General features: G+C 45.6%; 27 protein-coding genes and 1 tRNA gene. 19 read left to right on the plus strand and 9 right to left on the minus strand.

The features are described 5' to 3' along the window. From I2I11_RS16055 to I2I11_RS16080, 6 genes are all read left to right on the plus strand, one after another. Positions 1-1068 (plus strand): asparaginase, encoded by a 1068-nt coding sequence (locus I2I11_RS16055; protein ID WP_196268745.1) that lies wholly within the window; start codon positions 1-3, stop codon positions 1066-1068. Positions 1069-1139: 71 nt separating this feature from the next. Beyond that, positions 1140-1227, plus strand: a tRNA-Ser gene (locus tag I2I11_RS16060). A gap of 215 nt (positions 1228-1442) precedes the next feature. Continuing rightward, complete coding sequence (locus I2I11_RS16065) at positions 1443-2693, plus strand: site-specific integrase (RefSeq protein WP_230680348.1); 1251 nt, start codon at positions 1443-1445, stop codon at positions 2691-2693. 183 nt (positions 2694-2876) lie between these two features. Beyond that, positions 2877-3149, plus strand: coding sequence for a site-specific integrase (locus I2I11_RS16070; RefSeq protein ID WP_230680349.1), 273 nt, complete (start codon positions 2877-2879; stop codon positions 3147-3149). A gap of 105 nt (positions 3150-3254) precedes the next feature. Continuing rightward, positions 3255-3689, plus strand: a complete 435-nt coding sequence (locus tag I2I11_RS16075; RefSeq protein WP_196268746.1) for a hypothetical protein — start codon at positions 3255-3257, stop codon at positions 3687-3689. 124 nt (positions 3690-3813) lie between these two features. Then, a complete protein-coding gene (locus I2I11_RS16080) occupies positions 3814-4095 on the plus strand; it encodes an SMI1/KNR4 family protein (protein ID WP_196268747.1) in 282 nt (93 codons plus the stop codon). Between the two features lie 220 nt (positions 4096-4315). Here I2I11_RS16080 and I2I11_RS16085 read toward each other — a convergent pair. Continuing rightward, positions 4316-5066 (minus strand): IS5 family transposase gene (locus I2I11_RS16085; RefSeq protein WP_370582984.1). Its coding sequence is split into 2 segments (ribosomal slippage): positions 4316-4751 and positions 4750-5066, totalling 753 coding nucleotides; the frame shifts between segments, so codons are not numbered across the junction. Between the two features lie 88 nt (positions 5067-5154). Between I2I11_RS16085 and I2I11_RS16090 the strand changes: the two genes are divergently transcribed. The 3 genes from I2I11_RS16090 (at position 5155) to I2I11_RS16100 (ending at position 8258) form a co-directional block, all read left to right on the plus strand. Next, a complete protein-coding gene (locus tag I2I11_RS16090; protein WP_196268749.1) occupies positions 5155-6426 on the plus strand; it encodes an erythromycin esterase family protein in 1272 nt (423 codons plus the stop codon). 72 nt (positions 6427-6498) lie between these two features. Then, entirely contained in the window at positions 6499-7728 is a 1230-nt protein-coding gene (locus I2I11_RS16095; protein ID WP_196268750.1) for a TlpA disulfide reductase family protein, read from the plus strand. Positions 7729-7895: 167 nt separating this feature from the next. Then, on the plus strand, positions 7896-8258 hold the full coding sequence (locus tag I2I11_RS16100; protein WP_196268751.1) for a hypothetical protein: 363 nt from the start codon (positions 7896-7898) through the stop codon (positions 8256-8258). A 345-nt stretch (positions 8259-8603) separates the two neighbouring features. On the opposite strand, the gene I2I11_RS21305 is transcribed toward I2I11_RS16100, so the two are convergent. Together I2I11_RS21305 and I2I11_RS16110 are read right to left on the minus strand one after the other, a co-directional pair. After that, positions 8604-8900, minus strand: coding sequence for a DUF2306 domain-containing protein (locus I2I11_RS21305; protein ID WP_370582985.1), 297 nt, complete (start codon positions 8898-8900; stop codon positions 8604-8606). A 515-nt stretch (positions 8901-9415) separates the two neighbouring features. Beyond that, positions 9416-9892 carry a ScyD/ScyE family protein gene (locus tag I2I11_RS16110; protein WP_196268752.1) on the minus strand — a complete coding sequence of 159 codons (477 nt, stop codon included), beginning with the start codon at positions 9890-9892 and terminating at the stop codon, positions 9416-9418. On the opposite strand from I2I11_RS16110, the gene I2I11_RS16115 reads away from it, so the two are divergent. Together I2I11_RS16115 and I2I11_RS16120 are read left to right on the plus strand one after the other, a co-directional pair. Beyond that, positions 9891-10154 (plus strand): hypothetical protein, encoded by a 264-nt coding sequence (locus tag I2I11_RS16115; protein WP_196268753.1) that lies wholly within the window; start codon positions 9891-9893, stop codon positions 10152-10154. The two genes, I2I11_RS16110 and I2I11_RS16115, sit on opposite strands and share 2 nt — an antisense overlap. 632 nt (positions 10155-10786) lie before the next feature. After that, complete coding sequence (locus I2I11_RS16120) at positions 10787-11290, plus strand: DUF1016 N-terminal domain-containing protein (RefSeq protein ID WP_196268754.1); 504 nt, start codon at positions 10787-10789, stop codon at positions 11288-11290. 453 nt (positions 11291-11743) lie between these two features. Here I2I11_RS16120 and I2I11_RS16125 read toward each other — a convergent pair whose 3' ends face one another. The 6 genes from I2I11_RS16125 to I2I11_RS16150 form a co-directional block, all read right to left on the minus strand. After that, complete coding sequence (locus tag I2I11_RS16125) at positions 11744-14158, minus strand: ELWxxDGT repeat protein (RefSeq protein ID WP_196268755.1); 2415 nt, start codon at positions 14156-14158, stop codon at positions 11744-11746. Further along, positions 14139-16091, minus strand: a complete 1953-nt coding sequence (locus I2I11_RS21595; protein WP_196268756.1) for an InlB B-repeat-containing protein — start codon at positions 16089-16091, stop codon at positions 14139-14141. Before I2I11_RS21595 ends, I2I11_RS16125 begins: the two co-directional genes overlap by 20 nt. Positions 16092-16943: 852 nt before the next feature. After that, complete coding sequence (locus I2I11_RS16135) at positions 16944-17201, minus strand: hypothetical protein (RefSeq protein ID WP_196268757.1); 258 nt, start codon at positions 17199-17201, stop codon at positions 16944-16946. A gap of 431 nt (positions 17202-17632) precedes the next feature. Next, complete coding sequence (locus I2I11_RS16140) at positions 17633-18577, minus strand: ArdC family protein (protein ID WP_196268758.1); 945 nt, start codon at positions 18575-18577, stop codon at positions 17633-17635. Positions 18578-18659: 82 nt separating this feature from the next. Next, complete coding sequence (locus tag I2I11_RS16145) at positions 18660-19130, minus strand: JAB domain-containing protein (RefSeq protein ID WP_196268759.1); 471 nt, start codon at positions 19128-19130, stop codon at positions 18660-18662. Positions 19131-19501: 371 nt separating this feature from the next. Next, a complete protein-coding gene (locus I2I11_RS16150) occupies positions 19502-19753 on the minus strand; it encodes a hypothetical protein (RefSeq protein WP_196268788.1) in 252 nt (83 codons plus the stop codon). On the opposite strand from I2I11_RS16150, the gene I2I11_RS21600 reads away from it, so the two are divergent. The 8 genes from I2I11_RS21600 (at position 19659) to I2I11_RS16195 (ending at position 25287) form a co-directional block, all read left to right on the plus strand. Continuing rightward, positions 19659-20120, plus strand: coding sequence for an SDR family NAD(P)-dependent oxidoreductase (locus I2I11_RS21600; RefSeq protein WP_370582991.1), 462 nt, complete (start codon positions 19659-19661; stop codon positions 20118-20120). The genes I2I11_RS16150 and I2I11_RS21600 overlap by 95 nt on opposite strands. A 797-nt stretch (positions 20121-20917) precedes the next feature. Further along, positions 20918-21322: a hypothetical protein gene (locus I2I11_RS16160; protein WP_196268761.1), complete on the plus strand. Its 405-nt coding sequence runs from the start codon at positions 20918-20920 to the stop codon at positions 21320-21322. A gap of 57 nt (positions 21323-21379) precedes the next feature. Further along, positions 21380-21574, plus strand: coding sequence for a hypothetical protein (locus I2I11_RS16165; RefSeq protein ID WP_196268762.1), 195 nt, complete (start codon positions 21380-21382; stop codon positions 21572-21574). A gap of 42 nt (positions 21575-21616) precedes the next feature. Further along, the gene (locus I2I11_RS16170; protein WP_196268763.1) at positions 21617-22072 is read left to right on the plus strand and encodes a hypothetical protein; all 456 of its coding nucleotides are present in this window, start codon (positions 21617-21619) and stop codon (positions 22070-22072) included. Then, a complete protein-coding gene (locus I2I11_RS21655; RefSeq protein ID WP_425474771.1) occupies positions 22048-22692 on the plus strand; it encodes a VOC family protein in 645 nt (214 codons plus the stop codon). The genes I2I11_RS16170 and I2I11_RS21655 overlap by 25 nt, the downstream gene beginning before the upstream one ends. A 156-nt stretch (positions 22693-22848) precedes the next feature. Then, positions 22849-23376, plus strand: coding sequence for a hypothetical protein (locus I2I11_RS16185; protein ID WP_196268764.1), 528 nt, complete (start codon positions 22849-22851; stop codon positions 23374-23376). A 137-nt stretch (positions 23377-23513) separates the two neighbouring features. Next, positions 23514-24275, plus strand: a complete 762-nt coding sequence (locus I2I11_RS16190) for an outer membrane beta-barrel protein (protein ID WP_196268765.1) — start codon at positions 23514-23516, stop codon at positions 24273-24275. Between the two features lie 277 nt (positions 24276-24552). Next, a complete protein-coding gene (locus I2I11_RS16195) occupies positions 24553-25287 on the plus strand; it encodes a PKD domain-containing protein (RefSeq protein ID WP_196268766.1) in 735 nt (244 codons plus the stop codon). The last annotated feature ends 186 nt before the right edge of the window (positions 25288-25473 follow it).

The following is a 25473-nucleotide window of genomic DNA, read 5'->3' on the forward strand; positions in this document are numbered from 1 at the left end:
ATGCAGGTCGTAAAAGTTGATATTGATACGGCAGCCCCGCTGCATCCCGAAGCTTCCATACTTATCATGTACACCGGTGGCACAGTTGGGATGGTGTTCGATAAGTCTGTAAAACATCTGGTGCCTTTCAATTTTACACAGATCATGGACCATGTGCCTGAACTGCGCCAGTTTAACTACCTCCTCACGGTGCTGAGCATCGAGCCGGCCATCGATTCGTCCAACGTATCAGTGTCGGACTGGCTGCTGCTGGCCCGCCTTATAGCTGAAAATTATAATGATTACGATGGCTTTGTGGTACTGCACGGCACCGATACCATGGCATACAGCGCATCGGCACTCAGTTATTTGCTCGACAACCTGCAAAAGCCCGTTATCTTCACTGGGGCACAGGTACCAATTGGCCGCATCCGCACAGATGCCCGCGAGAACCTGATTACGGCCCTGCAGATTGCAGCGACCAAAAAGGAAGGTAAAAGCATGGTGCCTGAAGTATGCATTTACTTCCGTAACCTGCTGCTGCGCGGCAACCGTTCCAAGAAAGCGGAGAGTACGCGCTTCGATGCGTTTAAATCCGGTAATTACCCGCCTCTGGCCGAAACAGGTATAGAAATAGACTATAACACCAAAAGTATTCTGCCACATCCAAAGCTACCTTTTCGGGCGCACCAGTTGCTGGACGATCGGGTGGCCGTGCTGAAGTTGTTTCCGGGTATAACATCGCAGGTGGTGCGCAGCATCCTGCATACCCCGGAACTGCGCGGTGTGGTGCTGGAAACATTCGGGGCGGGCAATGCACCTACGGGAGCCTGGTTTCTGGAACTGCTGCAGGAAGCACTAAATAAAGGTATGCTGATCCTGAACGTATCGCAGTGCGATGAAGGGCGCGTGGATCAGGGCCGTTACGAAACGAGTAAACATTTACAGGATATGGGTATAGTAGGCGGCGCTGATATCACCACCGAAGCTGCTATCAGCAAAATGATGTACGTGCTGAGTTTTGGCCTCGGCCAGGCCCAGGCAAACCGGATGCTCAGCCGTAACCTGCGGGGCGAAGTGACTATTTGACGGAACCACAAGTATAAGCTGCGGTTTGTTTGCAAGTATGGGAGTTTATCTTTTATCTTTGCACCAGAAACAGAGAGGTGTCCGAGTGGTTGAAGGAGCACGCCTGGAAAGTGTGTATACCTCAAAAGGGTATCGCGGGTTCGAATCCCGCTCTCTCTGCCGGTAGCAATACCAAAAAGAGCAAAAAGCCCGTAAATCGTTGATTTACGGGCTTTTTCGTTTCCGCACCTTAGCTAAATTATTCAGTTTTTCTCTATCCTAAGGGGGTAAATTCGGGTACCAAAAACAGTTTTGGTTTTTGGTACCCGAATTTACCATATCCTTCTGGTTTTCAGATAGATGTACAGATAATGTACATCTTGTGGAGCCTGCAAATGAATGTTAACTTAAACAGAAAAGGAGGAAACGAAATGGAGACTAAAATCAGCATCCTGTTCTATGGCAAGAAATCCAGGATAACCAAAAGCAACCTGCTGCCCATCTACTTGCGCGTCACCATCGCCGGACAGCGCTTTGAAACCTGCACGCACCGTACTGTCACCCCCGGCAAATGGTCTGTAGAGGCAGGGCGGATGAAAGGAAGCTCTGAGGAGGCCAGGAGGATTAACACCTACCTGGACATGCTCAGGTCCAGGGTATATGCTTACCAGCAAGAGCTTCTGCAGGAGCATAAGCAGGTAACCATAGAGGCAATCAAAGACAAGTGGCTGGGAGTAGAGGAGAAGCCAGTCATGCTGCTGGAGGTATTCCAAAAGCATAATGAGCAGGTAAAGCAGCTGGTGGGCAAGGACTTTGCTCCGGGTACACTGGAGCGCTACAGAACATCATTGCTACATACGAGTAACTTCATCAAATGGAAGTACAAAGCAGCGGACATAGATGTCAAAAAGCTTGACTTCGGGTTTATATCAGATTATGAGTTCTGGCTCAAGAGCGTAAGGAACTGCGCTCATAATACCACGATGAAATACCTGGGCAACTTCAAGAAGGTGATCCACATCTGCCTGAAGAATGGCTGGTTGCAGCGGGACCCTTTTCTGGGATTCAGGATGAGCAAAAAGGAAGTGGTGCGAGCTTTCCTCACAAAAGAAGAGCTGCAAAAGATAGCAGCAAGGGAGTTTGAGATAGAGCGGCTTAGTCAGGTCCGGGATATCTTCCTTTTCAGCTGCTTTACCGGCCTTGCCTACGCTGATGTGCAGAAGCTGAAGCGTACTGAAATTGTTACTGGTCCGGATGGAGGGAAGTGGGTTTATACCAGCCGCCAGAAAACCGATACAGTCTCCAGAATTCCCCTGCTGTCTGTTGCCCTGTCCATCCTGGAGCAATATAATGAACACCCGCAGTGTCTAAATCTGGACAGGGTGCTCCCGGTGCTCAGCAACCAGAAGATGAACGCTTACCTGAAGGAGATAGCAGATCTTTGCGGTATCCATAAGCCGCTGACCTTTCATATCGCCCGCCACACTTTCGCCACCACCATCACGCTTTCAAATGGAGTGCCTATAGAGTCAGTGAGCCGGATGCTGGGCCATACTAACATCAAAACCACGCAGCACTATGCTAAAATATTGGACCAGAAAGTAAGTGAGGATATGCAGTTGCTTAAAAATAAGTTCAAACTATAGACAATGGTGAGCAATCATTTCTCCTAAATAGGTCTTGTTAGGAACTTGGATAGGCTACTCAAACGTGCAAAACCTTTTAAACAATAAATAAATGATTTTAGCAGAACAAGCATGAAAGTCCTGCATAAAACAGTATGAAAAGCCTCAAGATTTCTTAACAGATATTCCATAGGAGCCTTACCTATGAGACCGTCTGAAGAAGTCAGGGCTACAGAAGAAGTGACGCCCAACTCATTGCGTTACTCCTTTGCCACCCATCTTTTGGAGCAGGGCATAAACCTGCGCTACATCCAGTCGCTGCGTGGCACAAGAGCAGCAAGACAACAGAGATTTACACCCACATCACCAGCCATGGACTGGAAAGTATTGTTAATTCACTTGATAATTTATAGGAATGTTATATCTTTATTTCAAAATGTATATAAGCATGAAGCCGGCACCTTATCTGAAGCCTGAAGATTGTAAAAAGCAGGCTCCGAGCACTCCAGCTAAAGGGCCAATAACCGGTGCAACTCCTTATACACTATAGTTAGCATAAATAGAAAGTAATAAAAGACAAAGATGCCAAGCCACAAACCATTAAAAAGTATCTCTCATAACTTCGGCCATTCTTTTATTAGCTTCATGAATTACATAAATGATGATTACTTCTTGGGACATTTGCTGAAGCAGATAAGGGAAACCAAATTGAATAGGCTTGAAGTGGACATCTTAAACAAGACAGCTAAACCAGAAGAATTGCTCACTAAACCAATGCACAATTTAACCGGCTTTTGGAATGAATGGTTTCCTTCTTTGGTAGAAAGTAGTGGCTCAACAATAGAATTTGTAAAAGCAGCGACTATGGTGATAGAATTTGATTTACAAAAGTCCAGACCATACGTGAATGATGATAACTTTCTTGAAAATCCATTCAGCTGTGTAATAAAAATTATTGATGATAGGGGAAAAGAGTATAAGCACAAACATGAAGGTTGGTGGTTTCCTGAATCATAAAAGAACAAAATATGCTAAAGGCTTGGCCATAAGCCAGCGGCGCCGCCTTATGGCCAAGCCTTTAGCGGTAACAGGAAGTAAAAAAAGGCTTTAACAAGAATATCTTATTCCCCATATAGAAGCTATGCTCGCTAAATATAAAGTCCCTAAGCGGAAAGAAGCTTCCAATGAAGCCATCAAAGAATTAGAGAGTGCAGTAGGTTTCACTTTGCCCGAAGATTATAAAAGTTTTCTTATCAACTATCAGAGCTTCGAAGATTTAGTTGGCGAAGAGTATGTGAGCCTATGGGACTTGAACGAGTTAAAGCAGCAGAATGAAGAGTATCTTATTCTTAAAAACCTTCCAAATACTATTGGTATAGGTTCGAATAGAGCTGGTGAGTTAATAGCTTTAGAAAGAAAATAAGGAAAGTGATTCTCGAGTTGTGCTAACATCTTTGATTGACCTAAGTCAAGAATATCACATCAACATTGGAGATTCCTTTACTGATTTCTTGCAGCGTCTTGAAAATGGGCAAGAGTGGTTTGACGAAACAGAAAACTAAAGAACTGTGGCCGCTAACAAAGCACATGAGCAAAGCTGCGGCGATGCCTTGCTCACCTCATGTACTAGGTTGTGTTGACAATTAGAGGCGCAATGTCATAGCAGCCGCGAGATTTAGGAAAGCCATGAAAGATGTTGCGGTTTTAACGTATCGGGTGGCGATACGTCTGTAGTGTTTGATTCTGTTGAAGAAGCGCTCGATCTTGTTACGGTCTTTGTAGAGGTTCTCATCAATGGGTCGGGCTTCTTTGGCATTGGCTCTGGAGGGAATGACTACTTGGGCTTCACGCTGAGCGATGACTTTAGCGAAGCTGCCGCTGTCATAGCCCTTATCTGCTATCACTGCTCCCGGCACATCCTGAGCTAAAAGCGCCGCTGCCTGCCGGTGGTCTGATTGCTGACCAGCAGAGAGGATGAACCGGCGGGGGTTGCCAAGCGCATCGCAACAGGCATGTATCTTGGTGGAGAAGCCGCCGCGGCTACGACCTAAGGACTCGGCTTGAGCTGTCGTTTTTTTGTCCTGCCGCGTGCTGGTGGGCTCTGGTGGTGGTGGAATCGAGCAGGAGCCAATCCAGGTCCGGCTCCCGCAAAGCATCAAAGATGCGTTGCCATACGTCCTTGCTGGCCCAACGGCGGAATCGCTGGTAGACAGAGTTCCAGGGGCCGAAGCGCTCGGGAAGGTCCCGCCAAGGGGCGCCGCTGCGGGCAATCCAGAGCACGGCATTGATAAACTGGCGGTTGTCTTTGGCCGTGCGTCCCACATCGGTGGACTTGCCAGGCAATAGTGGGGAAAGGCGCTGCCAATCAGTGTCACTGATTTCGTAGCGTCGCATAAGCTTTTTAACTACTAACAACAACGACTAAAAATCATCCAAATTAATTGTCAACTCGACCTAAACCGTTAGGCAAAAATTATATTAGATGAAAAAGTATCACTTACCTCTATTCCTTGTAATCTTATCCTTTCAATCTTTTGCGCAAGGGCAACTGAAGAAATATGTGCAGGAGAGTACCGTGCCTATCAATTCAATAGAGGCAGATTATGCCGATGATTCTGACTTAGAAGAAATAAGCAAAGCAATCGGTGATGCAAGAGTAGTTATGCTCGGGGAGCAGGACCATGGTGATGGTGCTACCATGCAGGCGAAGACACGGCTTATAAAATTCCTACATGAGAAAAAGGGATTTAACGTGTTAGCTTTTGAAGGTGACTTCTACGGATTAAATGAAGGTTGGAAGCAGTTGCCCAAAAATCAGCAGAATATACAGCGGTTCCTTCAGCAAAACCTATTTGGGGTCTGGACTGCATGTCAGCAATGCTCTGATTTGCTCTACACCTATATTCCATTTACCTACAAGTCTGATACTCCCTTAGAAATTGCAGGTTTTGATAATCAGCTAATATTTAAACATACCATAGATAGCCTCACCTTTACCATAGACAGTTATTTACACAGGCTAAATATCCCCTTTGTAAAAAGCAGTGAGTATGTAAATGAATTTAAACCAGCGTTGCATAACCTCACGCAGCGACAGCTTAGAATAAAAATGACTGCTGATAAAGCTGCCCTGTCACGGTTCATTGTTATGGCTGAAACGGTACTCTCCCAGATTGACAGTTCTGAATTAGAAACTTTTGATTACATGCTCCTTAAAAATATAAAAGAGCACGCCAAAGAGCTTCTTTATATGGATGACTTCCATGCCTATGCTGTTGTAAGAGACAGACAAATGGCCGATAACCTACGCTGGCTTGCAGAAGTAGAGTATCCAAACGAAAAAATAATTGTTTGGGCTGCCAATGTACATATTATGAAAAATGCAGACTCAGCATTGAAGTACAAACAATATGCGCATGATTGGATGGGAACAGTTTTTACAGAAGATAGTCTTCGCAATCAGCAGACGTATGTGCTGGGCTTTTCATCCAAAGCAGGAAGCTACAAAAGAGTGGGTCAGTCAGAAAGTAAAACTGTACCAAAGCCGAAAAAGAATGGTTTTGAAACTTGGATAGACGAAAAGCTTGCTTATGCTTTTATTGATTTCAAGCGGTTTAGAAGTGAGAACCCTTCATTTTCAGATTATTTCCCTATGAAAGGATTCGGGCAACAAAATGCGATAGGTGTTTGGGCAGATATGTTCGATGGCGTCTTTTTCATTAGATACATGATACCCTGTGATGAAATAAAGTAAATCTATGCCCAACAAAACTATAGTGCCTAAACGCACCATTGCTCAGCCGTTGATACCATAAAACATGACAAAATGATTTCCTTCCGCGATGCATTCCAAGTTGTAGCCGGTCTGCTCCTTCTGCTTTCCTGCACCAAGCAGGAAAAAGAGCGGGCAGAATATCCCTACCGCATCACAGGGAACGTCCGGAATTGTGAGGGATGCGAGGTGGAACTTAAGTCAGATGTGACAAGTGACTTCGAGCTGGTTGACTCAACCTTCGTGAAAAACGGCAGCTTCTCTTTCAGAGGGGAGCTACCCGATTCCGGCTTCTACGAAGTTACTTTGGAAACCCCTGCAGCATTTATCGGAGTGAACGTATTCCTGCCTTCCGACAGCATCCATCTGACCATAGATGCTGAGCATAAGATTAGAACAAATAAGTTCTATGTTAATGAGCAAATGCCTTCTCCATTTGCTCATGTTTTTGTCTCTTCAGCCTCCCCCATACAGGCGGAACTGGAAAAGTATCTGCTGATGCGGGACAGCCTATGGGCCAAGTTCTTCGATGACAAGGATACGATGGTGGTCAAGTTCAGGAAGACCTATGATTCTGGTGATCAGGCGCTGGTGCAGCAGTGGGCGGATTCAGTGGAGAACATGCGTTACCGGTTCCCCAACTACTTGTCCTATGCCGCCGACCTGTTTATCGGGCAGGGCGCAGGTCCCGAGGCGACCATGTTTGCCATAATCGACAACAGGAATGACCGCATGGCGACAGAACGCTTCAGGAAGTACTTCAATGCTTTACCTGCCGCCTACCGCAAGGGCCATGAGGGAAGCTGCCTGGATGAGTATCTAAAGGAGAATGAGGAGCGCAACAAAAATAACCAACGCTTTGTCCATAGCCGCATCCGCAACCTCGACCTGCTGGGCAAAACGCCTCAGGGAGAGGAGGTGGATGAGTCGGCCATCTTCAAGCACAATAAACTGACGCTGGTAGAATTTTGGGCCAGCTGGTGCGGGCCCTGCCGCATGGAGATGCCCAGGTATTACACCCTCTACGAGCAGTATAAAGGCAAAGGCTTCGGTTTTATAGCCGTGTCGATGGACAACAAGCGGGACATGTGGCTCAAAGCCATTGCGCAAGACGGGCTGGATGTACACCACATATCAGAACTAAAGGGGCCAAACGGAGACGACATGAGGCGCTTTGAGATAAAAGGTATTCCGGCCAATATGCTGGTTGACGCGACAGGGAAGATAATAGCCGTCGATATTTCCAGGATTGACCTGAGAAATAAACTTGAAGAGAGCTTATAGTAAATAATATCCTATGAATCTAAAGTTAGGCGAGCATTTTAGCAATAAAAATGGCCTCAACTAACACGGCACAGGCTCCATACTCGGCAACGCCTTGTCTACAGCCTGTACCACCCATTAGGCGTAAGTTCCACAAAAACTTTAATAACAAATCTAAAGCCGACAGAATGAAAAGAATTACTACCGCAATCTTGACAATTCTCCTAATTACTATATTCAGCTGTTCAGAAATGACCGGAGAATTAAAATATATGTATGAATTAAAAGAATCTATATCGGAAAAATATGAAACTGAGAAAATTGAAATTAACATCAAAAACAATGGTGAATTAATTGTATCACTCATAGACCCCAAATTTGATGATTATAATTCAGCTAGAAAAGAACAAATTTCTAAAGAAATCGGAAAGATAGCGCAGGAACTTAGAGAAGATAAGGGAAATATAAAATCAGGTGTGGTAAAATTCCGCGATGAAGAAAATTATGGTATTGCTAAGATAAGCAGCACGGAAACTTTCCAAATGTACTAATAGATGATGCGATGGCGTTGGCAATAATAAGAATGATAAAGTCTATTCAGTTATTCTTGCTTCTTATATTACTTTCTGGATGCAATTCAGCAACAATCAAATCGGTGTACGAATCAATTGAGCTGTCATTCAGCAGCGGCTGGCCTTATGCGTTCAGCCTAAGAATTGATTCAGCCAATTTTGTTAGAAAGTGTGACTATAAAATCATCAGCAAAATCGAATCTGTAGAATGCTTTTGCGATACATTAGGTCCAACCCCATCAGTAGAAGCGCTACAGGTGTGCTCGGATAAAGGCCTCGGCTACAAGTAAGTTCGGCTGATAAAAGCAGAAGGCCATGGCTTTGTCAATGGCCCGCTGAAACCATGCGTATGCCCCATGCCCTCTGCCAGCAACAACCAAAATCCATAATCATGCGGTACAGCCACGAACCGATTGCCAGCGCGTACAGGCGCAAAGCCCATGCCCGGTGCCTCTCCAGCCGCCCTGCCACCGCATGCCGGTAAGTCTCTATGACCGCCATGAATATCAGCAGCCCACAGAGCGAGAACCCGATGTTCATCACCGTGCCGCCGAAGGTTCCTTTAACAAGTATAAACAGCAACCCGCCGATGGCGGCAAGCAAAGAGGCGAGGATATACACGCGACCAATGAACCGCGGGAGAACGGTTTCTGATGCTACTCATCAGTTGAATGCTTCCGAGAACCAGAATAATGCCTCCAATGGCAAAGTGCAGGCCTATACCGGAAGTTGTTGTGACAAGATTCCTTTCGTAGAGTCCCGGCAAGGTCTCGTTCCAGCGTTCCATACCTCCCTGGTAAAGGGCCGCAGCATAGAAGTCCAGGATGTAGAGGCCAAAGAGGGCGGCGCTGAGCCAGGCAGTAGCGATGAACAGGGTTCCCGACACACGCAATGCGGCTGTACTTGTTTTGGCCATCCCTTGAAGACCCGGCTCCAGGGTGACCGGTTTGCTTAACATGTTTCTCATGATGCTTCCTGGCCCTTGCTGGTTGCGGCCGATGTGAATGCAGTAGCATCTTCTTGTATTCAGAACAGCGATTCCCATTGCTTAGAACAACTTAAGCTAAGGGAATCGCTGCTGAAAAAGCTTGCCGTTTTCTTTACTTGAACGTATTAGCAGCAGAGAGAGTCCACAGCTAATAGGTTAGCTTCTGAACCGTTCCGAGCCCATAGCTAAGCACATAGTACGTTTTGGAGCCGCTTCGTTCAATGTCTGTAGGCAGACTCAAGCCCTCTATCAGATATGTGCCATCTTCGTTGGCTACCCGGCTCGACTTCGGGTTGAAGCCCGGAGGGATTGTAGTGAGAGAGAATTCGACAGACTCCGTAACAAAAAGTTTGTTGTTAGGCGTTAAAACAATATCCGTAAGCGTCGTGAAGCCGCTCTTGTACTCACTTACATTTCCCTCCTGGCTAACCTGGAATATCTTAGCCGCTCCACTGGCAAAGGGAAAGCCGGTTAAAGTGGAAACCAGGAATCTGTTTCCGTCATACACGATGCCCGTGGGCACCGCCTCCGTTGCAGGGCCAACATTCGGAAATCTGGCAAACAAGCTCAGCGCTTTGCTGTTTTTGTCGTGCTTGATGATAGCATTAGCGCCGGCATCAACCATGTATAAATGCCCGCCGGGTCCAAAAGTATCTGTTACCCGGCTTGGCTTGCGTTCTATCCGTTACAGGATTCTCTTTGCCTGGAACACTTTTCGCTCGATGCAGCAACTCCGTCAGACACCTGGTTTGCTGCAGGGTAGCCTTATTTGGGATGCCCATCAGGTTTACTGGACCCTTACTGTCTGGCAGGATGAGGAAAGTATGCCGCGGTACCGCAATAATGGGGCTCACCTCAAGGTCATGCCCAAGCTGATGCAATGGTGAAACCAGGCTTCCGTGGTTCATTGGACGCAAGTATCCGAAGCGTTACCCACCGTTGAACAGGCCCACGAGCGAATGGTAGCGGAGGGCAGGCTATCAAAAGTAAAGTATCCAAACAAAGAGCATCTGGCCAAACAGTTTTCAGTACCCCAGCCAAAGAAGGTGACCCTTGTAGTGAGGCCTAAGAGTAAAAAATGATGGCTAGTTTATAGTTGTTTTTTGCTCGGGCACGCTTAGAGGAGTGCCGTTGGCTTCTGCTGGACTTCTCGTAGAGATGCTTGGGATTGATCATGCTTTCCTAGTTTCTTTTCCCTGTAGCAGTGACTGTCTATCAATAATATTCGATTCGAGTATTTAAGCTGTTTATCGAATGAAGGCTTGCGCCTTTTCTTGTTTAAAGCTGATAAGTTAAGTTATGTAAAGCAGGAGATTTAAGCAGTTTCCTTCTACTTATTTAGTTCTTATATTTACCCAACAGCCTGTTGCGCAATTACTTTATACGTCACCTCAAGCATTCCTGCAGGCACCGATTAAGAATGCGTATAGCTCTCCTTATTTTTGATAATGGAAGAAATACAGAATAGTACAAAGCTTGTGAATGAGATTAAGCAATTTATTGCGCATGGCCGGAAAAAGTGGCTTCTATAATCAATGCAGAAATTACCCTACTTTATTGGCTGATAGGTAAACGCGTTAATGATGAGATACTAAAAAACAGCCGGGCTGCGTATGACAAGCAAATAGTAACTACACTTGCCCAGCAGCTGACGCTGGAGTACAGTGCCGGCTGGAGCCAGAAGCAACTGCTGCACTGTATCCGCTTTGCCAGCATTTTCAAAGATGAGCAGATTGTCTCCGCACTGTCGAGACAATTAACCTGGACGCACATCAAGACTATCATTTACCTGGTCGATGAACTAAAGCGCAATTTTTATGTCCAGATGTGCAGGCTGGGAAAATGGAGTTCACGTACCCTGCAGAACCTAATAAGATCCATGTCCTACGAGCGCACAGCTATCTCTAAACAACCGGAGGTCACCATCCGCAATGACCTGCAACAGCTGAAGGAATCCAGTCAACTCACACCAGATCTGGTTTCCCGAGACCCGTACGTCCTTGATTCCTTACGTTATGCATAATCAGGGCTGTGGAGGTAATAAAAATATTTCATTAAAGGATAAAACAGTTGGTATAGGCAGAATAGTTGCTCATGCGAAAGCCGGTACAGCAGCTATTTTGCCTACAAATGGACTTCATCAAATTTGACAGTGTAACGGCTCTTGACGCGGATAGGTCGGTATATGTTTAGCAATAGCTAAAAATTACAGCTGGCTTGGGAGGGAAGGTGGCATGAACGAGGCCGTCTGTACAAAAGGATGTACAGAATTTATCTAAGTGATCGCTTTATGGCTTTGCCGGCATTCAACAACATGGGCTTATAGAAATAAAGAATCACGAGTACCGGAGCCGGACGTGAGGGATTACATTTTCGAAAAGCAACTGTTCAGCCCTTAGTACTAATTGCAGCAGATGCAATAGAAAAGGACTTTGACAATAATGAGGCAAAGCCCTTTTCTATTACAAAGAGTATCTCATCTTTTCCGTACTACCCGCAAGTATTGAACTGTTTTTCGGGTGGTAAGCCTGATGAAATACACTCCTCCGGCAGCAAAGGTGGGATTCCAGCCTACTTGAACTCGTTTACCCGCTAAAGCTTTGCTCTTTCCTAGCGTATCTACCAGTCTTCCGTCAGAGCTATATACTTCCAGTTCAAACTCCTCATCTGTAGGAAAATAGAGTTCAATGATAGTTTTATCTGTAAATGGATTGGGATAAGAAATAAGAACCGGGTTCGTTACAGCTGGTTCTTTGCTTAAGTTAGCGCTTACTGCACTCTGCAATTTGATAGCCCCATTCGTCACATTAAAGTTTACTGTTAAAGGTATCCCAGCCGTGCCACTGCCTTTAGAGGCTGTATAAGGTGTTGCTTTTAGAGTATAGCTCCCTATAGAAGGGGACCAAACTCCATTATCACCAAACAGATCATAAGGGACAATACTCTCTATCACATTTTTATTCTGAGTGCCACTGAGTTCGAATTCCACACTAGTTGCCGTGGCTGGGGAGGTGTACGCACGGATATTGAGGTTCTGAATGGGCATCGCGGCTAGGTTTATGGTGGCTCCTTCGGAAATGGTTTGGATGACTTCCTTTGTATTGGCATTAATCAGGCTGAAACTTGCTACTTGCTGACAGGAACTTTGTAAAACCGTCACCTTCTGCATGTAGGAACTGCTGCAGGAACCTTGAGTAATGGTAAGCCTGGCGGTAAAGATGCCGGCTGTGGCGTAGGTGTGGGTGACATCGCCTTTAGTGGTGTATTCCACTGTACCATCATCATCCATATCCCAAGCATAGAAGGCGTCATCGGCCACACCAGAAGACTTATCCGTGAAAGCAAGCGGCGTAGCGGCACAGGTTGTACCCGCTGAGAACGAAGCGGTTGGTGATGTGCAGAGGATTTCTTCAGTGTATTTCCAGAGCATTGGCGAGGGATGACCTTTATCGGTATCACTGTCTGTGAAAAAGAAAAGGCTGTTGTTTATGGAAGTGAAGTTACGCGGATTACTGCTTCCCCATCCTGGTACAATGTCCTTCAGCATCACTGTGCCGGCAGCCGTTCCGTCCGATTTCCAGAGCTCATAGCCATATAAAGCTTTGTTCGCCGGAAAATATAACATGTTACCGAACTTTGCGGAAGTATTGGACTTTATGCCAGGTAAGCTGGACCCCTGTCCCGGTGCAATATCCTTCACCATGGCCGTGCCAGCAGCCGTGCCGTCCGACTTCCACAATTCGTTACCATTGGTGCCGTCATCCGCCTGAAAATACAGCGCGCTGCCCACCACCATGGGAGAGATAGCCATGATGTCTTTCACCATGACGGTTCCGGCGGCCGTACCATCTGATCTCCATATTTTCCTTACGTTGTTTGGGGATAAAGTTCGAAAATACTGTGTTGTGCCGATCGCCCCTAATGCAACGGGATAGCTTGAATCTATACCGGTCTCAATGTCCTTTACCATAACCGTTCCGGCAGCCGTGCCGTCTGACTTCCACAACTCCATGCCGTGGGTACCGTCATTCGCCTGAAAATACAGGGTGTTACCGATTACTGGGAATAGACCAGGGTTACTCCCTGGTGAGCCAGGGTATATTTCTTTTACCATGACCGTGCCGGCAGCGGTGCCATTTGATTTCCAAAGCTCTCTGCCTGTGTCAATGCCGGAACGTCTGGATTTGGCAATAAAGTATAGCGAATTCCCCATGACTGTTAAATCTTGTGGAGTACCGCTTCCTAAACCAGGAAAAATATCTTTGACCAATACAGTTCCGGCGGCTGAACCGTCTGATTTCCACAGCTCATAGCCGTTAATAGGGTCAAAGGCCCGAAAGAATATGGTTCCATTTAAAACAGGGAACGTTGGCCCCGCGTTTATCTGATTGGTTCCGAAATCTTTGATCATGACAGTTCCGGCGGTTGTGCCGTCCGATTTCCACAAGGAGTAATTTAGTTGCTGGTTAGCTTCTTCGACCCTGAAGAGGGTAAAGAAGAGGATGCCGTTTACATCGGTATTGTAGAAGACAGAGACACTTCTGTACTTGCCCCCAGGATTAAAATCATCTTTTAACAACTCAAGATTTGCCAAGGATACTGGCTTGGCGACCACAAAATAATTGTTTTGCGCCCCGGCTGCTGGACTCATCATGTTGCCCCCCAGGCGCACAACACCAGCCGGAAAGCTTTTACTGTAAAGATCCATGTAGCTGATCTTGGAGTCATTTACTCCTATCCTTTCTGGAAGTTTCTGCCATCCGTCCAGCCAGGAAGGCAGGGTCGCGGCCCGTGGGTCGTAGGCCACGTACATGGTAGCCGGCTGGCTCAGATAAAAGGACAAGACGGAAGCCTCTGTGCTTTTCTTGTCATCATTCGGGGTCTGGAACAAACCTAGCACCGCTTAGGAAGGCCGGTACGCTTGTAGCCTGGTAAGTGCGGTCAGTATATACCTTTGTTCCTACTGTCAGCTCTGCCAAGGCGTATCTCTTGCCGGTGTTAGAAGTGACGCTGCTCACCAAGCTGTCCGTTTCCTCTACCCTTGTAAAGGTGGCTGTCACATTCATGTTCTTGTGCATAACTATTGACTGAGGGTTGTTGGCTCCAAAAGCATCTCCACTCCACCCGCTGAACTTATAGCCCATGGCCGGTGCCGCCTTCAGCGTTACAACTTCACCTTCCAGAAAGGTGCCCTTCTCAGGGGTTATGGAACCTATACCAACCACATCTACGGACAGGTTATAGATTACAGCTGGTGGGGGAGTTGTACCCTTCTCATAGGGAGTAAGTCTAGGGCCGGGAATGGGACGTTCCATGCTGCCATCGGGCAGCTGCCAGCCTACCGCCAAATTATCACTTCCGCTGTTTTCAAGGTGCAAAGCCTCTATATAATAACGTTGTCCAACCTCTAGTTTAACTTTCACTGACTGTTGGGTGCGGTACTTACTCCATTCTTGCGACTTTGTCCAGCCATTGACATAAGCCAGTTTCACTTTATCCGCAGGGTCAGTTGAAGTACTAAGCCATAACTCGCTGTAATCGTCGGAAGCGATCCAAAAAGTATACTCTCCGGTGACAGGTGCTGTCAGGTAGCCCCTGACACGTTGACCATAGCTATCCGCAACATTGGTGGGGGTTGCAAAGGAACTAAGCTCTGTCACACTTTTCGGCGCTGTTGTGACAGGTATACTAGAAACAGAGCTGCCCTGCACGTTGTCCCAGTACTCCCGCGTTATCTTACCAGTCACTACCTCCGCTACGTCCACATATAAAGGTTGCGATCCTCCTCTGGCACCGGTGCCGTCTGTGGCTTCTGCCGACAACGTATACCCTCCGGTATTGGAAGGAATCCAGTTGATTTCATAGGGACTTGTTAAATCCTCGCCAATCTTCTTACAGTTAGCGAAAAACTCCACTCGCTCGACCGTCTCCTCCCGGTCCGAGGCCCGCGCAGAAAGGGATATGGCGTGTCCCACCTTGTGCACCGTGTGGTCCTCCGGAGTAGTTATCTCCACTATCGGAGGGGTTGTGTAACTGACTAAGACAGTTTTGAGGACATCATACCACCTTCTGGTCATTTGCCACACCCGTTTACCTTGAGGGTGAATCCCATCATAGGTGTCCACTCCTGGGGTTGGGTCAAAGCCAGTGTTCTGATCGACCAGCAGAACCGGTGAGTTAGTCGTGTGCAGCTCCTGTACCAACACTGGAATTTGGCTGTTGAGCAGGTCTATGTTATTAGCCGCAGTGTCCCCTGCCACAGGCGCATAAACCGGGAAAAGCTTAGCCATAAGTATAATAACCTTAGGATTTTTCTGGCGCAAGGTCTGAACAATCTCGCGAAGCTCTTCAATGGTTTCGGACACAGATTGGTTTTGGAGCATATCCTCGGTACCCACATGCATCAGCACGACATCAGGAGTGTAAGCCTGCAGCCAGTCAACCAGTTTGCCCTCAGAAGCAGTGTCTAACCTTCCATGGAGGAGTTCATCTGCTCGCCAGCCCCAATGTGCTTCGTGTGCAAGGGAAGGAGGTAGAGAAGATTCCCTGTAGCAAAGAAAAGGAGAGGGGTTGGGGTAGAGGGGAAACAAAGGCTGTGAAGTCTTGGACCCTACATAGCTAAAATCGATGTAGGCCTCTTTGAGTCTTTGGTACAGGCCATCCCGATAGCTCTGGTTTTCTGTTGTACCCAATGTAATTGAGCTGCCCAGGGGCATGATTTTATAGGATTGGGCTTTGGAAATCAGGGGAAGCCCTTGAATAAAGAAAAGGAGAAAGAGAAAGTGGAGGATAACGTTGCTGGTAGGGTAAAATTTTTCCTTCATATTAAAACTATATATAGCTATTTAACAAAAACCCAAACGACATATTATAATAATTAGTTACAAAGATTGAACTTTAGTAATCATGCAGCTTGATAATAGAAGTAAATCTCACCTGTGGGATTACAAGGAAAGGCTCCTTTACAGATAAATCAAGCAGGGATGCTACATTTTTCTATACACTAATTTTATGTGCGCCCTTCGCGTTGCTACACTAATGGGGAAGGTTATGGTGCACAGTTTCATAGTTGTTAGTTATTACAGTATTTTAATGTGGGGGTACCACATCCTGCTTGAAGCTCTTTTTATAAGAATAATCCTTCGGACCTTACAAACCTTTTGCAAAGCACTTCAAGAAAAGCTAGTCTCTTTAAATGGCGATATAAGAAGACATTCCAGCAGCTGGCGCATAAAGGTATCTGGTGCATTATTGCCGTCTCGCTAAACTAATTCCTCTAAACCGGGAGGCGCTGAGTTGTGGTACATCAAACAAGCGACCTCCGCCCGTAGGCTGACCTAGCGGCATGTACCTCTATAATTCATGCTTCGCTGCTTTACCTGGTTTAAAGTTAAGCCTCTTTATAAAAGTCGGAAGCTGATTTTACCTTTGTTAGAAGCCCTCCACAATGGTAGTAGGTATGTAAAAGGCTGTGTAAAAACTTTACACAGCCTTTTACATACTCGGCAGACGGTATACTGCACTCTCAAATGCCTGTCTGGCGCTTTCACGCTTTATAACTTTGCTTCCCATGGCCAAAGAAAAGACTAAGCAGGTGCCAGCTGGCGACTGCACCCCATTGAAGGGTACCGTAAGGGTAAGCAACTTAGGTTTAGCGTTATTCTCAGGGGTAATGGTTATGAGACGTGCTTTACCAGGTATGTGAATGAAAAGCGCGATAGCGGCATGAGAGAATACGTGCGCGAGCTGATGGGAAATGCCGAGTACCAGTAAATCAAAGTCCATCGCTCCTGATATGGCTTTTCTTTCCCTTTTGTCATCACCCCTTCTGAAAGAGTGAGCCTGTGGTGGGTGGCGCCTGCTTTGCTGCGGGTGGGGAAAAGGACTGTGCCGCAAGGACAGGAACGAAGCGGTTTGGATATAGCGCAGCGCATGCAAGCGCGGAGAGACGCCCTTTGCGGCACTGTCCTGAGCACATGGGAAGCTCCCGGACAACGAGCATCAAGTGGCCGGGTGCTGGACGGTGGGGCAAAGCATGTCGAGGAGGATTGTCGTTCATGCAGAGGTAAACGTTAAGCCAAAGATCATAAATTTTCTATCCTCTAATGGAGGAAAGAATACCTAGAGCCCTGTTATTATGGTAAAGGACACACCCTCTATACATGGCAGAAGCAACATTGAACCAAGATCCTGAATTTTATTTATAAGGATATTGTATCAACAACATCATTCTACCCCAAAGGAGGACATTCAAACCTATAAGGAAAGTGTACCTGTCCATCAAGCCTCTTTATCTTTCTTAAAGGTAGAAGAAAAAGAAAGAAGGCTGCCCGGCAGTGCTGAACAGCCTTTCCATTTTCTAAAGTCATGCAGCCTGAGCCACGGCAGGCAACGAGTTGTCGTGGGCGTCCTGCTGCAGGTTGAGGATGTAGCTGGCTGCTTTGAAGGCCTTGGTACCAGCGTAGATGATCATTGTCTTGTCGTCTTTGAACTTGCTGGCCCAACCCTGCAGGTATGCCACGGAGTTTTCAAATACCGCCTCCTTGATGCCGGTGAAGGCATTGAGGAAGCTGGCGCCCATCTCGGCAATCAACTCTTCTTTGCTGTAGTCTTCATCGCCAAAGCGCCCTGACTGCTCCCCGTCTGCAAAACGGTTGAGCCTGCCGGGATGCCCGGTGGAATGTATCAGCTCGTGGAAAAGCGTGGCGTGGTACGCCTGGGAGGAAACGAAGCTTTTGAGCGCCGGCATCTGCACCCTGTCATCAGAGGGCGCATAGTAGGCCTGCGTGCCTCCGTGCCATATCTGCGGTCGAGGCAGGGGGTAGTTGTCCACCACTCTTTGGCAGGCTTCTATCACCTGCTGCCCTGTTTTCTTGAAAGCTGCCGGCAGGGTAAACTCTATTCCTTCCACCTGGTCGATGTTGAAGACCGTCCAGATAAAAGGCACAAACTTTCTTCCACGACTGTCTTTTTCCGCCTCTGCCGTCACATCGGCTTGCTCCCCTGCCTTCTCCCTGTATACTTTCCAGTAGATGACGGGGGTACCCTTTTCACCTTTCCTCACACAGCCGCCCAACTCCTGGGCTTGCTTGAAGGTGAGGAAGAAGGGAGTAGTGAAGTTCTTTTTCTCCGTGATGTAGTGGAGGTAAAAAGCGTTGAAGCCTTCGTAGTGCCGGCCGGAGCTGTAGTTCTTCGGAAGCCCGTAGGAGCTCCAGGGCTGCTGCCAGAGCACTTTTCCTTGTTCCAGCTGCGCGATAACTTCGCCCGTTACCTGCGCTGCCAATAGATTGAATTTTTCAAATGCGTTCATAGAAGTAAAGGTTTAACGTGGTGGATAAATGATTTCCGGAGCGTTTTCCGTTTTCAGGACTCCTTTAGTAAGACAAGAGGGGCTATAAAAGCCCCTCGTCTGCCAGAGAGCTGTAACCCTCACCGGTGAGGATGATGTGGTCGAGTACGGCGATGTCAAGCAGCTCACCGCCAGCTTTCATCTTCTTCGTCAGCTGCAGGTCAGCCGCGCTCGGCTTGAGGCTCCCTGATGGGTGGTTGTGGCAGAGGACGATGGACGAGGCGCAGGCTTTCAGGGCCGCCACGAAGATGAGTTTGGGGTCTGCCACTGTGCCGGAGACTCCCCCTGTCGATAGCTCGTAGATGCCCAGCACCCGGTTGGCCCTGTTGAGGAGCATGACCTTGAACTGTTCCACGAACTCTATTTTGCCGGTGTCCCAGCTTGCCTTCAGCACCTGGTAGCTGTCGGTGGAGCAGGTAACCTGCGGCCTTTCGGAGGGTTTCACTTTGACGCGGTAGGAGAGCTTGATTTCAGCTACTTTGGCAAGGGAGGAGTTTTTAAGGTGCTTTTCCATAATCTTTGTCTTTTGAGTGTGAGAAATTGATTATGGTGCCCCACCTGCCTTCGGGACGGACTAAGGGCAAAGTGGAGACGGCAAAAATGCGGAGGGCTCCCCGGTAGGGGATACCCATTTTTTCTGTACTACCTTGTCCCGTGTCCGGCGCGCAAGGCTACCTTTGCACCTGAATGAATTGCCCCCGCACTTTTGCTTGGGTGTGGCTGGAAGCTGTGGCGTCTGATGGTAGCTGTGAAGGGAAAAGAAGGGCAGCTGGGAGAGGATGCCTTTGGAACTACAGGAGTGGCTAAAAGGAAGCCTCGGTCTCCATGGAAGTAAACCGGGGCTTAGGCTTTATGAGGTGATGCACAGCAAGGCAGGTGTAGCAACTACATGGCCATTCCTTTTCGGAGGGACCGTTTCTGTTCCGGCTTGCCTTCAGCAGGCAGGTCCTGCTGCTTTCCCTGCTGCCGGTTTGCCGCCGCTTCCTGCTTTAGTTGAATGGTCTCCCGCTTCACGGCCTTCAGGTGCTCGTCAAACACCTTGATGGTCTTGTACTGCGGACTAGCGCGGAACGGTGGCAGGGCGGAGGCCTTTGCCGCCGATGTGTCTTCCGAGGCTGGGGTGTGTGAACTCTTCAAGGCCGCTAACAGCATGGGCCGCCTGAGCACTTTGGTGAACAACGCCGGCATACAGGAGAGACAGATGCGGGTAGAGAGCATGGAGGCAGGCCGACTGCATCATCTCTTCAGCAGCAACGTTGTCCGCTGCTTCCCCTGCTCTAAAGAGGCGATAAAGAGAACGTCAGTAAGGCACGGCGGCGCTGGCGGTACAATCGTGAATGTTTCTTCTATCGCTGCGCTTATAGGCGCACCTGGTGAGTACGTGGTCAATCCGCGTCCAAAGGTGCGGTGTTCGTCCTTATGCTTAGCTTTTCCAGGGAAGTGGCGGAGGAAGGTCTCCGATAGAGTCAAAGTCAAGAAACCGTATGTTACAACTGCCTGTTGATGGTAAACTACTGCTGAACTTTCGTCAAAGTAGCTTCCTCCTGAATTATACTTGAGGCTTAGCCTGTTTTTGAATGTAAAATCAATAATAACAATTATCAGAGCTAAAATGATAGACGTGACAGTTGAAATTACTTTCATTATTTGAGTCTATTCATTAATTCAATATTCCTGCTAACTAGCATATAAACAGAGCTAATTCCATTTAGCTGCCATACAGTCGGCGCATAAACGGAACTAAAGAATATACTATATATCCAGAGCAATTTAAAGCAGTCTGCGAACAATTCTTACATCCCGTCAGAATACCAAAACTCTTACCCCCTCTGTTGGATGGGTAGGGGTTTTAAGACCGTAAAATAAACAATGTCGGTCGTTCTAGCTTTTTTCATGAAGCGGATTTAGCCCGTGGAACATTTGTATCCCCTACGAAAGAGAGCAGGGGCATAATACAAATCTCAAGTTAGGGGCCATGAGCATTGCGATTATAGCTGTAACTTTTCAGACGTGACAAAAGGGAGAAAAATGAGAAGCTACATCGCTTTCTACCTCGGCTCGAGCAGAACGACCTAAATCTACACCCACGTGACCACTTATGCCCTGATAAGATTGTGAGTCCGCTTGATAATCTGTAGAAAGGAAGTATATTAGCTATATGAAATACTGTAAAACTGCTGTTTTTCTTCGTCCTGGCGCTATAAGCGACAGTAAAGCAAGTATAAACAACACCATATATAGTGCAGATAGTAGGAATAGACTCCTGCTAGCTAGTAGTTGGCGTGCATGTGAAAGTATAGAATGGAAATAAAGAGTTCTATCATATTAGATGAAACTGACCAACTCTTGTTGCTTCACGAGTGGGAAACGGCTTTTCTAATAGATAAAAGAAGTAATTCTGTTTTGTTGCAAGAAGAGTACATTGGAGACCCAACATGCGGAAAAATAGACAAGGATAATAAATGGGCTGTTGTTGCTGGTGACCATCTAACAGTTTGGAATGAAGGGAATACAAAGGTTGTAGATGAACTGGCTGACATACATTCTATAAGAACAAAAAATGGTGACACTATAGAAGTCTTAATTGACCCATGGAGCACTAAATCATCGGTATGGGAGGTGAATGTACTGACTCTTGAAAAATTAAAAATCAGGGACTTCTTTAAGTATAGAGACAAACCTTATACAGAAGAAGTAATTTGGTAAAAACACGAAACTTTGCGTGCATAGGTAATTAATAGAATTCGAACTGAAAGTATAATAATGTCAAAAAGTTATAATGTAACCCGAAAAGATTTAAAAGGGCTCTCAAAAAGGGAACTTGACGAAATGGCTGATGATAAGGACTCTTTACTTAATGAATATGCTGAAAAGAGTAGCGTCAAGCGAGAAGTCAAGAAAAAACGAAAAGAAGAAAAAGGTAAGAACAACGATACGCCAACAAAACCTATAAGTTAGCTACGCCACCTTATAGCAAAACCGTTGTGTCAAATTATAAGTATGAATCTTGAGCTAATAAGAAGTAATAGAATTGTTAAATTAGAGAAGTTCATCTCTGATGTAAACGTGCGACTGATAAGCTTTTCGAAAGAGTTATACAAACTTCATCCAAGCGACTTTCTGCCCAGATACCACAAAGTAAGAATTAGTATCACCAATAATACTGAAGTCGTTGTAGAACATCTATTGCTAAAGGTGTTTCGGTCAGGTTCTGTAATAGGAAGAGACAACTTCGATACTCTGCCAGTACTGACTTACGGGCTTAAACCCAATGAGACAGCGGAGTACGAATTGATGATTTTTGACCCCTTCAATGAAGATTTTAAAGAAATGGAAATTACGATAGCTAATCAACAGGACTGGGAACAAAGAAAGAAGGTTGATAACTGGCTGCAAAAGGCTGGTGAATTTAGCAAAAGGCGGAAGCAGAATTGGATAAAGTCACTCATAAAATAACTGCCGCACAACGTGCTTGTGTAGCTGACGCTTCGCCTCAGCTACACAAGCACGTTGTGCGGCAGTTGAAAAGCGACCGTGCGATATTGACAGAAAATTATAGAAATGAAAAAACTTTTATCAATAGCCTTGACAACAGCGATCTTGACAAGCTGCCAACAGGCGATTTAAAAAACAAACATATGGCAGGCAACAAAAATCAAGCGGAAAAGTCAACTTCATCCGTTGATACTACAACGCCAAAAGTAACAGGAATTGGAGGTATCTTCTTTTGTTCCGACAACCCGGACAAAACGAAAGAGTGGTACACAAAAAATTTAGCAATTGAAATCAATGATTGGGGTTCATCGAGTTTTGAGTCCAGAAATCTTGACAATCCTGACAAAATAAATTCGCTCCAATGGAAACCCTTTAAGAATGGAGACGAATATTTCTCGCCATCCAAAAGGAACTTTATGATTAACTATCAAGTCCAAAATATTGAAGGTCTTTTAATTAAACTGAAAGAAAACGGAGTAACCGTACTTGACAGCATAACGGCTTACGATGGAATTGGAAAATTTGTCCACATTATGGATGCGGATGACAATAAAATTGAACTATGGGAACCTGAAGGTTAACGAAATAAAAACCGACTGCACAACAATTGCTATAAAATATAAGGCATTCAGTGGTTATACAAAGTGTAGGGTTGTTTATTTTCATCTGTGCTAATCGGACAGTTTTGGCTACCTATGCCCTACGTTTCATAGCATAGCCGTTAGGCAAAAAAGAAAATGAAAATATATCTTCGTCTTACCCTCCTGATTTCGTTTTCCATGTTTAGCTGTATTGGCTATGGCCAGAACAAACTTAACTCTGTAGTTTCTGATACTTTGCTGACGAAAGAATGGTCTAATATTACTAGAGGATATGAGTTAAGAAGTGAAATACTGGGTGAGTTGCAAGAGCATCTTTCTAAGAAGGAGCCCTACAAGAAGTTGTCCGACGAAATCCACAGTCAAATAACTTCTATGGACAAAGAATGGGTTCCATTGAATCCACTCTCAGAAAGAGAGAGAATCGTAGCTGAACAGGATTCGCTGACTTCTCAAATAGAAAAGTGGCTCACAGTAGACTTGGCAAATGATACATCCCTAATAAGAGATGAAGAATATGATAGAATCACCCTGATGATTGAAGGAATAAATAACAGGATATACATAGAAAAGGCCCTCTACAATAAGGAAGCAGAAAAAAGACAGCACCGCGACTTGATTCTGGAGGGAGTAAAAAGTATTACTATCCCACAGGTAAAATTCTAAATTTTTTTTGTCCTATTAGGTGTAAACATTATGCCACCGCCGACAGCCTTGCACGTTGTTTATACGAGACTGTTGTGGCAAATTCATAATTAAAATTTCCTATCTATAGTCAATAGAACTAGTTTGCTAAATACTATATGAATATAAACACAAGCTTTGCCATGATTAAAAATTTACTTGTATTCGCTTTTGTCTTCTCAAGCTTTTCAGTTTTAGGTCAACACGATGAGAGCAGGCATTCTCATGTATTTGTAAACATAGGAGCAGCTTTTCCCATAGGGGGCTTTAGAGAGTTAGGTTACAGCCAAGTTGAATTTACTACAGATAAGCTTCCTGCTTTTGCATCAAACGGTACATTGCTGAATGTAGGCTTCTCCCATAACTTGAGTAAGTACTTTCAAGCTGGTGCTACCTTAGGCTGGCGCAGCAATCCTATTGATGAAGACGCCTACGCAGAACGATTTATTACTAATCCCTGGGCTTATCCGGATGCTCCCTATACTTTGAAGTCTAATCCGTGGCAGTCCTTTTATGGAACGCTGGACCTTTACACTCAACTGCCTCTTCACAGATTTACTCCTTATTTGAAAGGCTCTGTTGGTGTTGGAGCTTTTACTATGGGAGAAGCTAATGCTGTAATGAAGTATGAAGACTACAATGTTAGGATAAATCGTTTCAGTGACACAAAAGCTACAGTTGTTTATGGTGGTGCTGTCGGATTGAAGTACAACCTTGGACCCTTTGATATGAATCTTGAATGTGGGGTGCTTGCCGCATCTGCAGAATTCGATTATGATATTGGTGCCCCAACAGGAATAAAACAGAAATATAATTTAAATACTGTAAATACGACCCTTGGGCTTAGTTATAGAATCTACCAGCGGGTAAAGGGAAGTTAACCGCTTTAACAGAAGAAATACTCACCACAATCATGAGTATACTATCTACTGCTGCTAAGCCTCGCATATCGTCTACACTAGTCCTTTGGCAGTCATAAATAAGTAATGGAATATAAACTTTACATTATTGTATTGCAAGGGATATGCTTTTCCTGTAACTCCCCACAAAAGTTAGAGAAAGATGGGATTAATTCATTTATCCAGATAGAGTCAGCAAGGAATTAGCAGACTCTATCTGGATATTAAAAATTATTTAACCTAAACATTAAAAGACAATATGAAAAAGCATCTACTCATCCTGTTCACATTTATTTTTCTGCTCTCCTGTGAAAAAGAAGCTGAAATTATGCCTACTACCAAATTTGATATTGAAGATGAATATTATGCTGTGAATGAACAGGTGCAGATAACTGATTTAAGCGAAGCTGACACCTATTACTGGGACTTTGGAGATGGGTCAACCTATATTGGTAAAGAGCCAAGCCACGCTTACAAAGAACCTGGAACTTATACTGTTAAGTTAGTATCCAAGATTGGAAGTAAAGAGAACAGTTTTACCAGGGAAGTAAAAGTAGGCAGATACTATGCCTACGAAGTACAGCTACTTCAGTTTGTAGATAATTATTGGTTAGAAGGCGGTGAAAGAACAGCTCCTTCTGTAGGCAACCCTGACATCTATTTGAAGATTACCGAACTGGACCCATACACCCTAAAAACACTCTATCAAAGCAATATCATAGCAAATGTACAGCCTAAGAACCTTCCACTGACGTGGGCACTTGAAGGTGTAGTGTTAGACATAAAACCTGAGACCTTTTCTTTTTGGAATGTAGGCTTCAATTTCTATGACAAAAAGACTGAAGACCGATTGATTGCTGGTACTGACGTTATGCCAAACTCGTCCAGAATCGAATATGACAAGTCAAAAAATGAGGGTTACTTTCAATCCGGTTGGGGAGCACCGGAGTCAGGCTGCAATTTGTTGGTGAAGTTTAGAATAGAATTTCGTTGATTGTTGAGCCAACTTTGTTCATTTGCCACTTTAATACTGGGAGTAATAATTTAGCATAACAAAATACCTAAGACAAGCTTCGGCTATGCCTCGCTCGCTTTAGGTACCAACCGTCAGACTGTCTAATAACTTCTTCTATTTTGCAACTTTCATTGGGCTAAGTGGCTAAAGAGTAAGACAGTATAG

Source organism: Pontibacter rufus (assembly GCF_015694705.1).
Taxonomy (GTDB): domain Bacteria; phylum Bacteroidota; class Bacteroidia; order Cytophagales; family Hymenobacteraceae; genus Pontibacter; species Pontibacter rufus.

Bases quoted from the DNA above. Each gene is read 5' to 3' on its own strand.
- I2I11_RS16165 (WP_196268762.1), top strand. From the start codon at position 21,380: ATGTCAAAAAGTTATAATGTAACCCGAAAAGATTTAAAAGGGCTCTCA.
- I2I11_RS16140 (WP_196268758.1), bottom strand. From the start codon at position 18,577: ATGAACGCATTTGAAAAATTCAATCTATTGGCAGCGCAGGTAACGGGC.
- I2I11_RS16195 (WP_196268766.1), top strand. From the start codon at position 24,553: ATGAAAAAGCATCTACTCATCCTGTTCACATTTATTTTTCTGCTCTCC.
- I2I11_RS16090 (WP_196268749.1), top strand. From the start codon at position 5,155: ATGAAAAAGTATCACTTACCTCTATTCCTTGTAATCTTATCCTTTCAA.
- I2I11_RS16100 (WP_196268751.1), top strand. From the start codon at position 7,896: ATGAAAAGAATTACTACCGCAATCTTGACAATTCTCCTAATTACTATA.
- I2I11_RS16185 (WP_196268764.1), top strand. From the start codon at position 22,849: ATGAAAATATATCTTCGTCTTACCCTCCTGATTTCGTTTTCCATGTTT.
- I2I11_RS21600 (WP_370582991.1), top strand. From the start codon at position 19,659: ATGGTCTTGTACTGCGGACTAGCGCGGAACGGTGGCAGGGCGGAGGCC.
- I2I11_RS16170 (WP_196268763.1), top strand. From the start codon at position 21,617: ATGAATCTTGAGCTAATAAGAAGTAATAGAATTGTTAAATTAGAGAAG.
- I2I11_RS16075 (WP_196268746.1), top strand. From the start codon at position 3,255: ATGCCAAGCCACAAACCATTAAAAAGTATCTCTCATAACTTCGGCCAT.
- I2I11_RS16055 (WP_196268745.1), top strand. From the start codon at position 1: ATGCAGGTCGTAAAAGTTGATATTGATACGGCAGCCCCGCTGCATCCC.
- I2I11_RS16190 (WP_196268765.1), top strand. From the start codon at position 23,514: ATGAATATAAACACAAGCTTTGCCATGATTAAAAATTTACTTGTATTC.
- I2I11_RS16080 (WP_196268747.1), top strand. From the start codon at position 3,814: ATGCTCGCTAAATATAAAGTCCCTAAGCGGAAAGAAGCTTCCAATGAA.
- I2I11_RS16065 (WP_230680348.1), top strand. From the start codon at position 1,443: ATGAATGTTAACTTAAACAGAAAAGGAGGAAACGAAATGGAGACTAAA.
- I2I11_RS16135 (WP_196268757.1), bottom strand. From the start codon at position 17,201: ATGCGCTGCGCTATATCCAAACCGCTTCGTTCCTGTCCTTGCGGCACA.
- I2I11_RS16110 (WP_196268752.1), bottom strand. From the start codon at position 9,892: ATGGTTGATGCCGGCGCTAATGCTATCATCAAGCACGACAAAAACAGC.
- I2I11_RS16115 (WP_196268753.1), top strand. From the start codon at position 9,891: ATGTATAAATGCCCGCCGGGTCCAAAAGTATCTGTTACCCGGCTTGGC.
- I2I11_RS16070 (WP_230680349.1), top strand. From the start codon at position 2,877: ATGAGACCGTCTGAAGAAGTCAGGGCTACAGAAGAAGTGACGCCCAAC.
- I2I11_RS21595 (WP_196268756.1), bottom strand. From the start codon at position 16,091: ATGAAGGAAAAATTTTACCCTACCAGCAACGTTATCCTCCACTTTCTC.
- I2I11_RS16145 (WP_196268759.1), bottom strand. From the start codon at position 19,130: ATGGAAAAGCACCTTAAAAACTCCTCCCTTGCCAAAGTAGCTGAAATC.
- I2I11_RS16095 (WP_196268750.1), top strand. From the start codon at position 6,499: ATGATTTCCTTCCGCGATGCATTCCAAGTTGTAGCCGGTCTGCTCCTT.
- I2I11_RS16160 (WP_196268761.1), top strand. From the start codon at position 20,918: ATGGAAATAAAGAGTTCTATCATATTAGATGAAACTGACCAACTCTTG.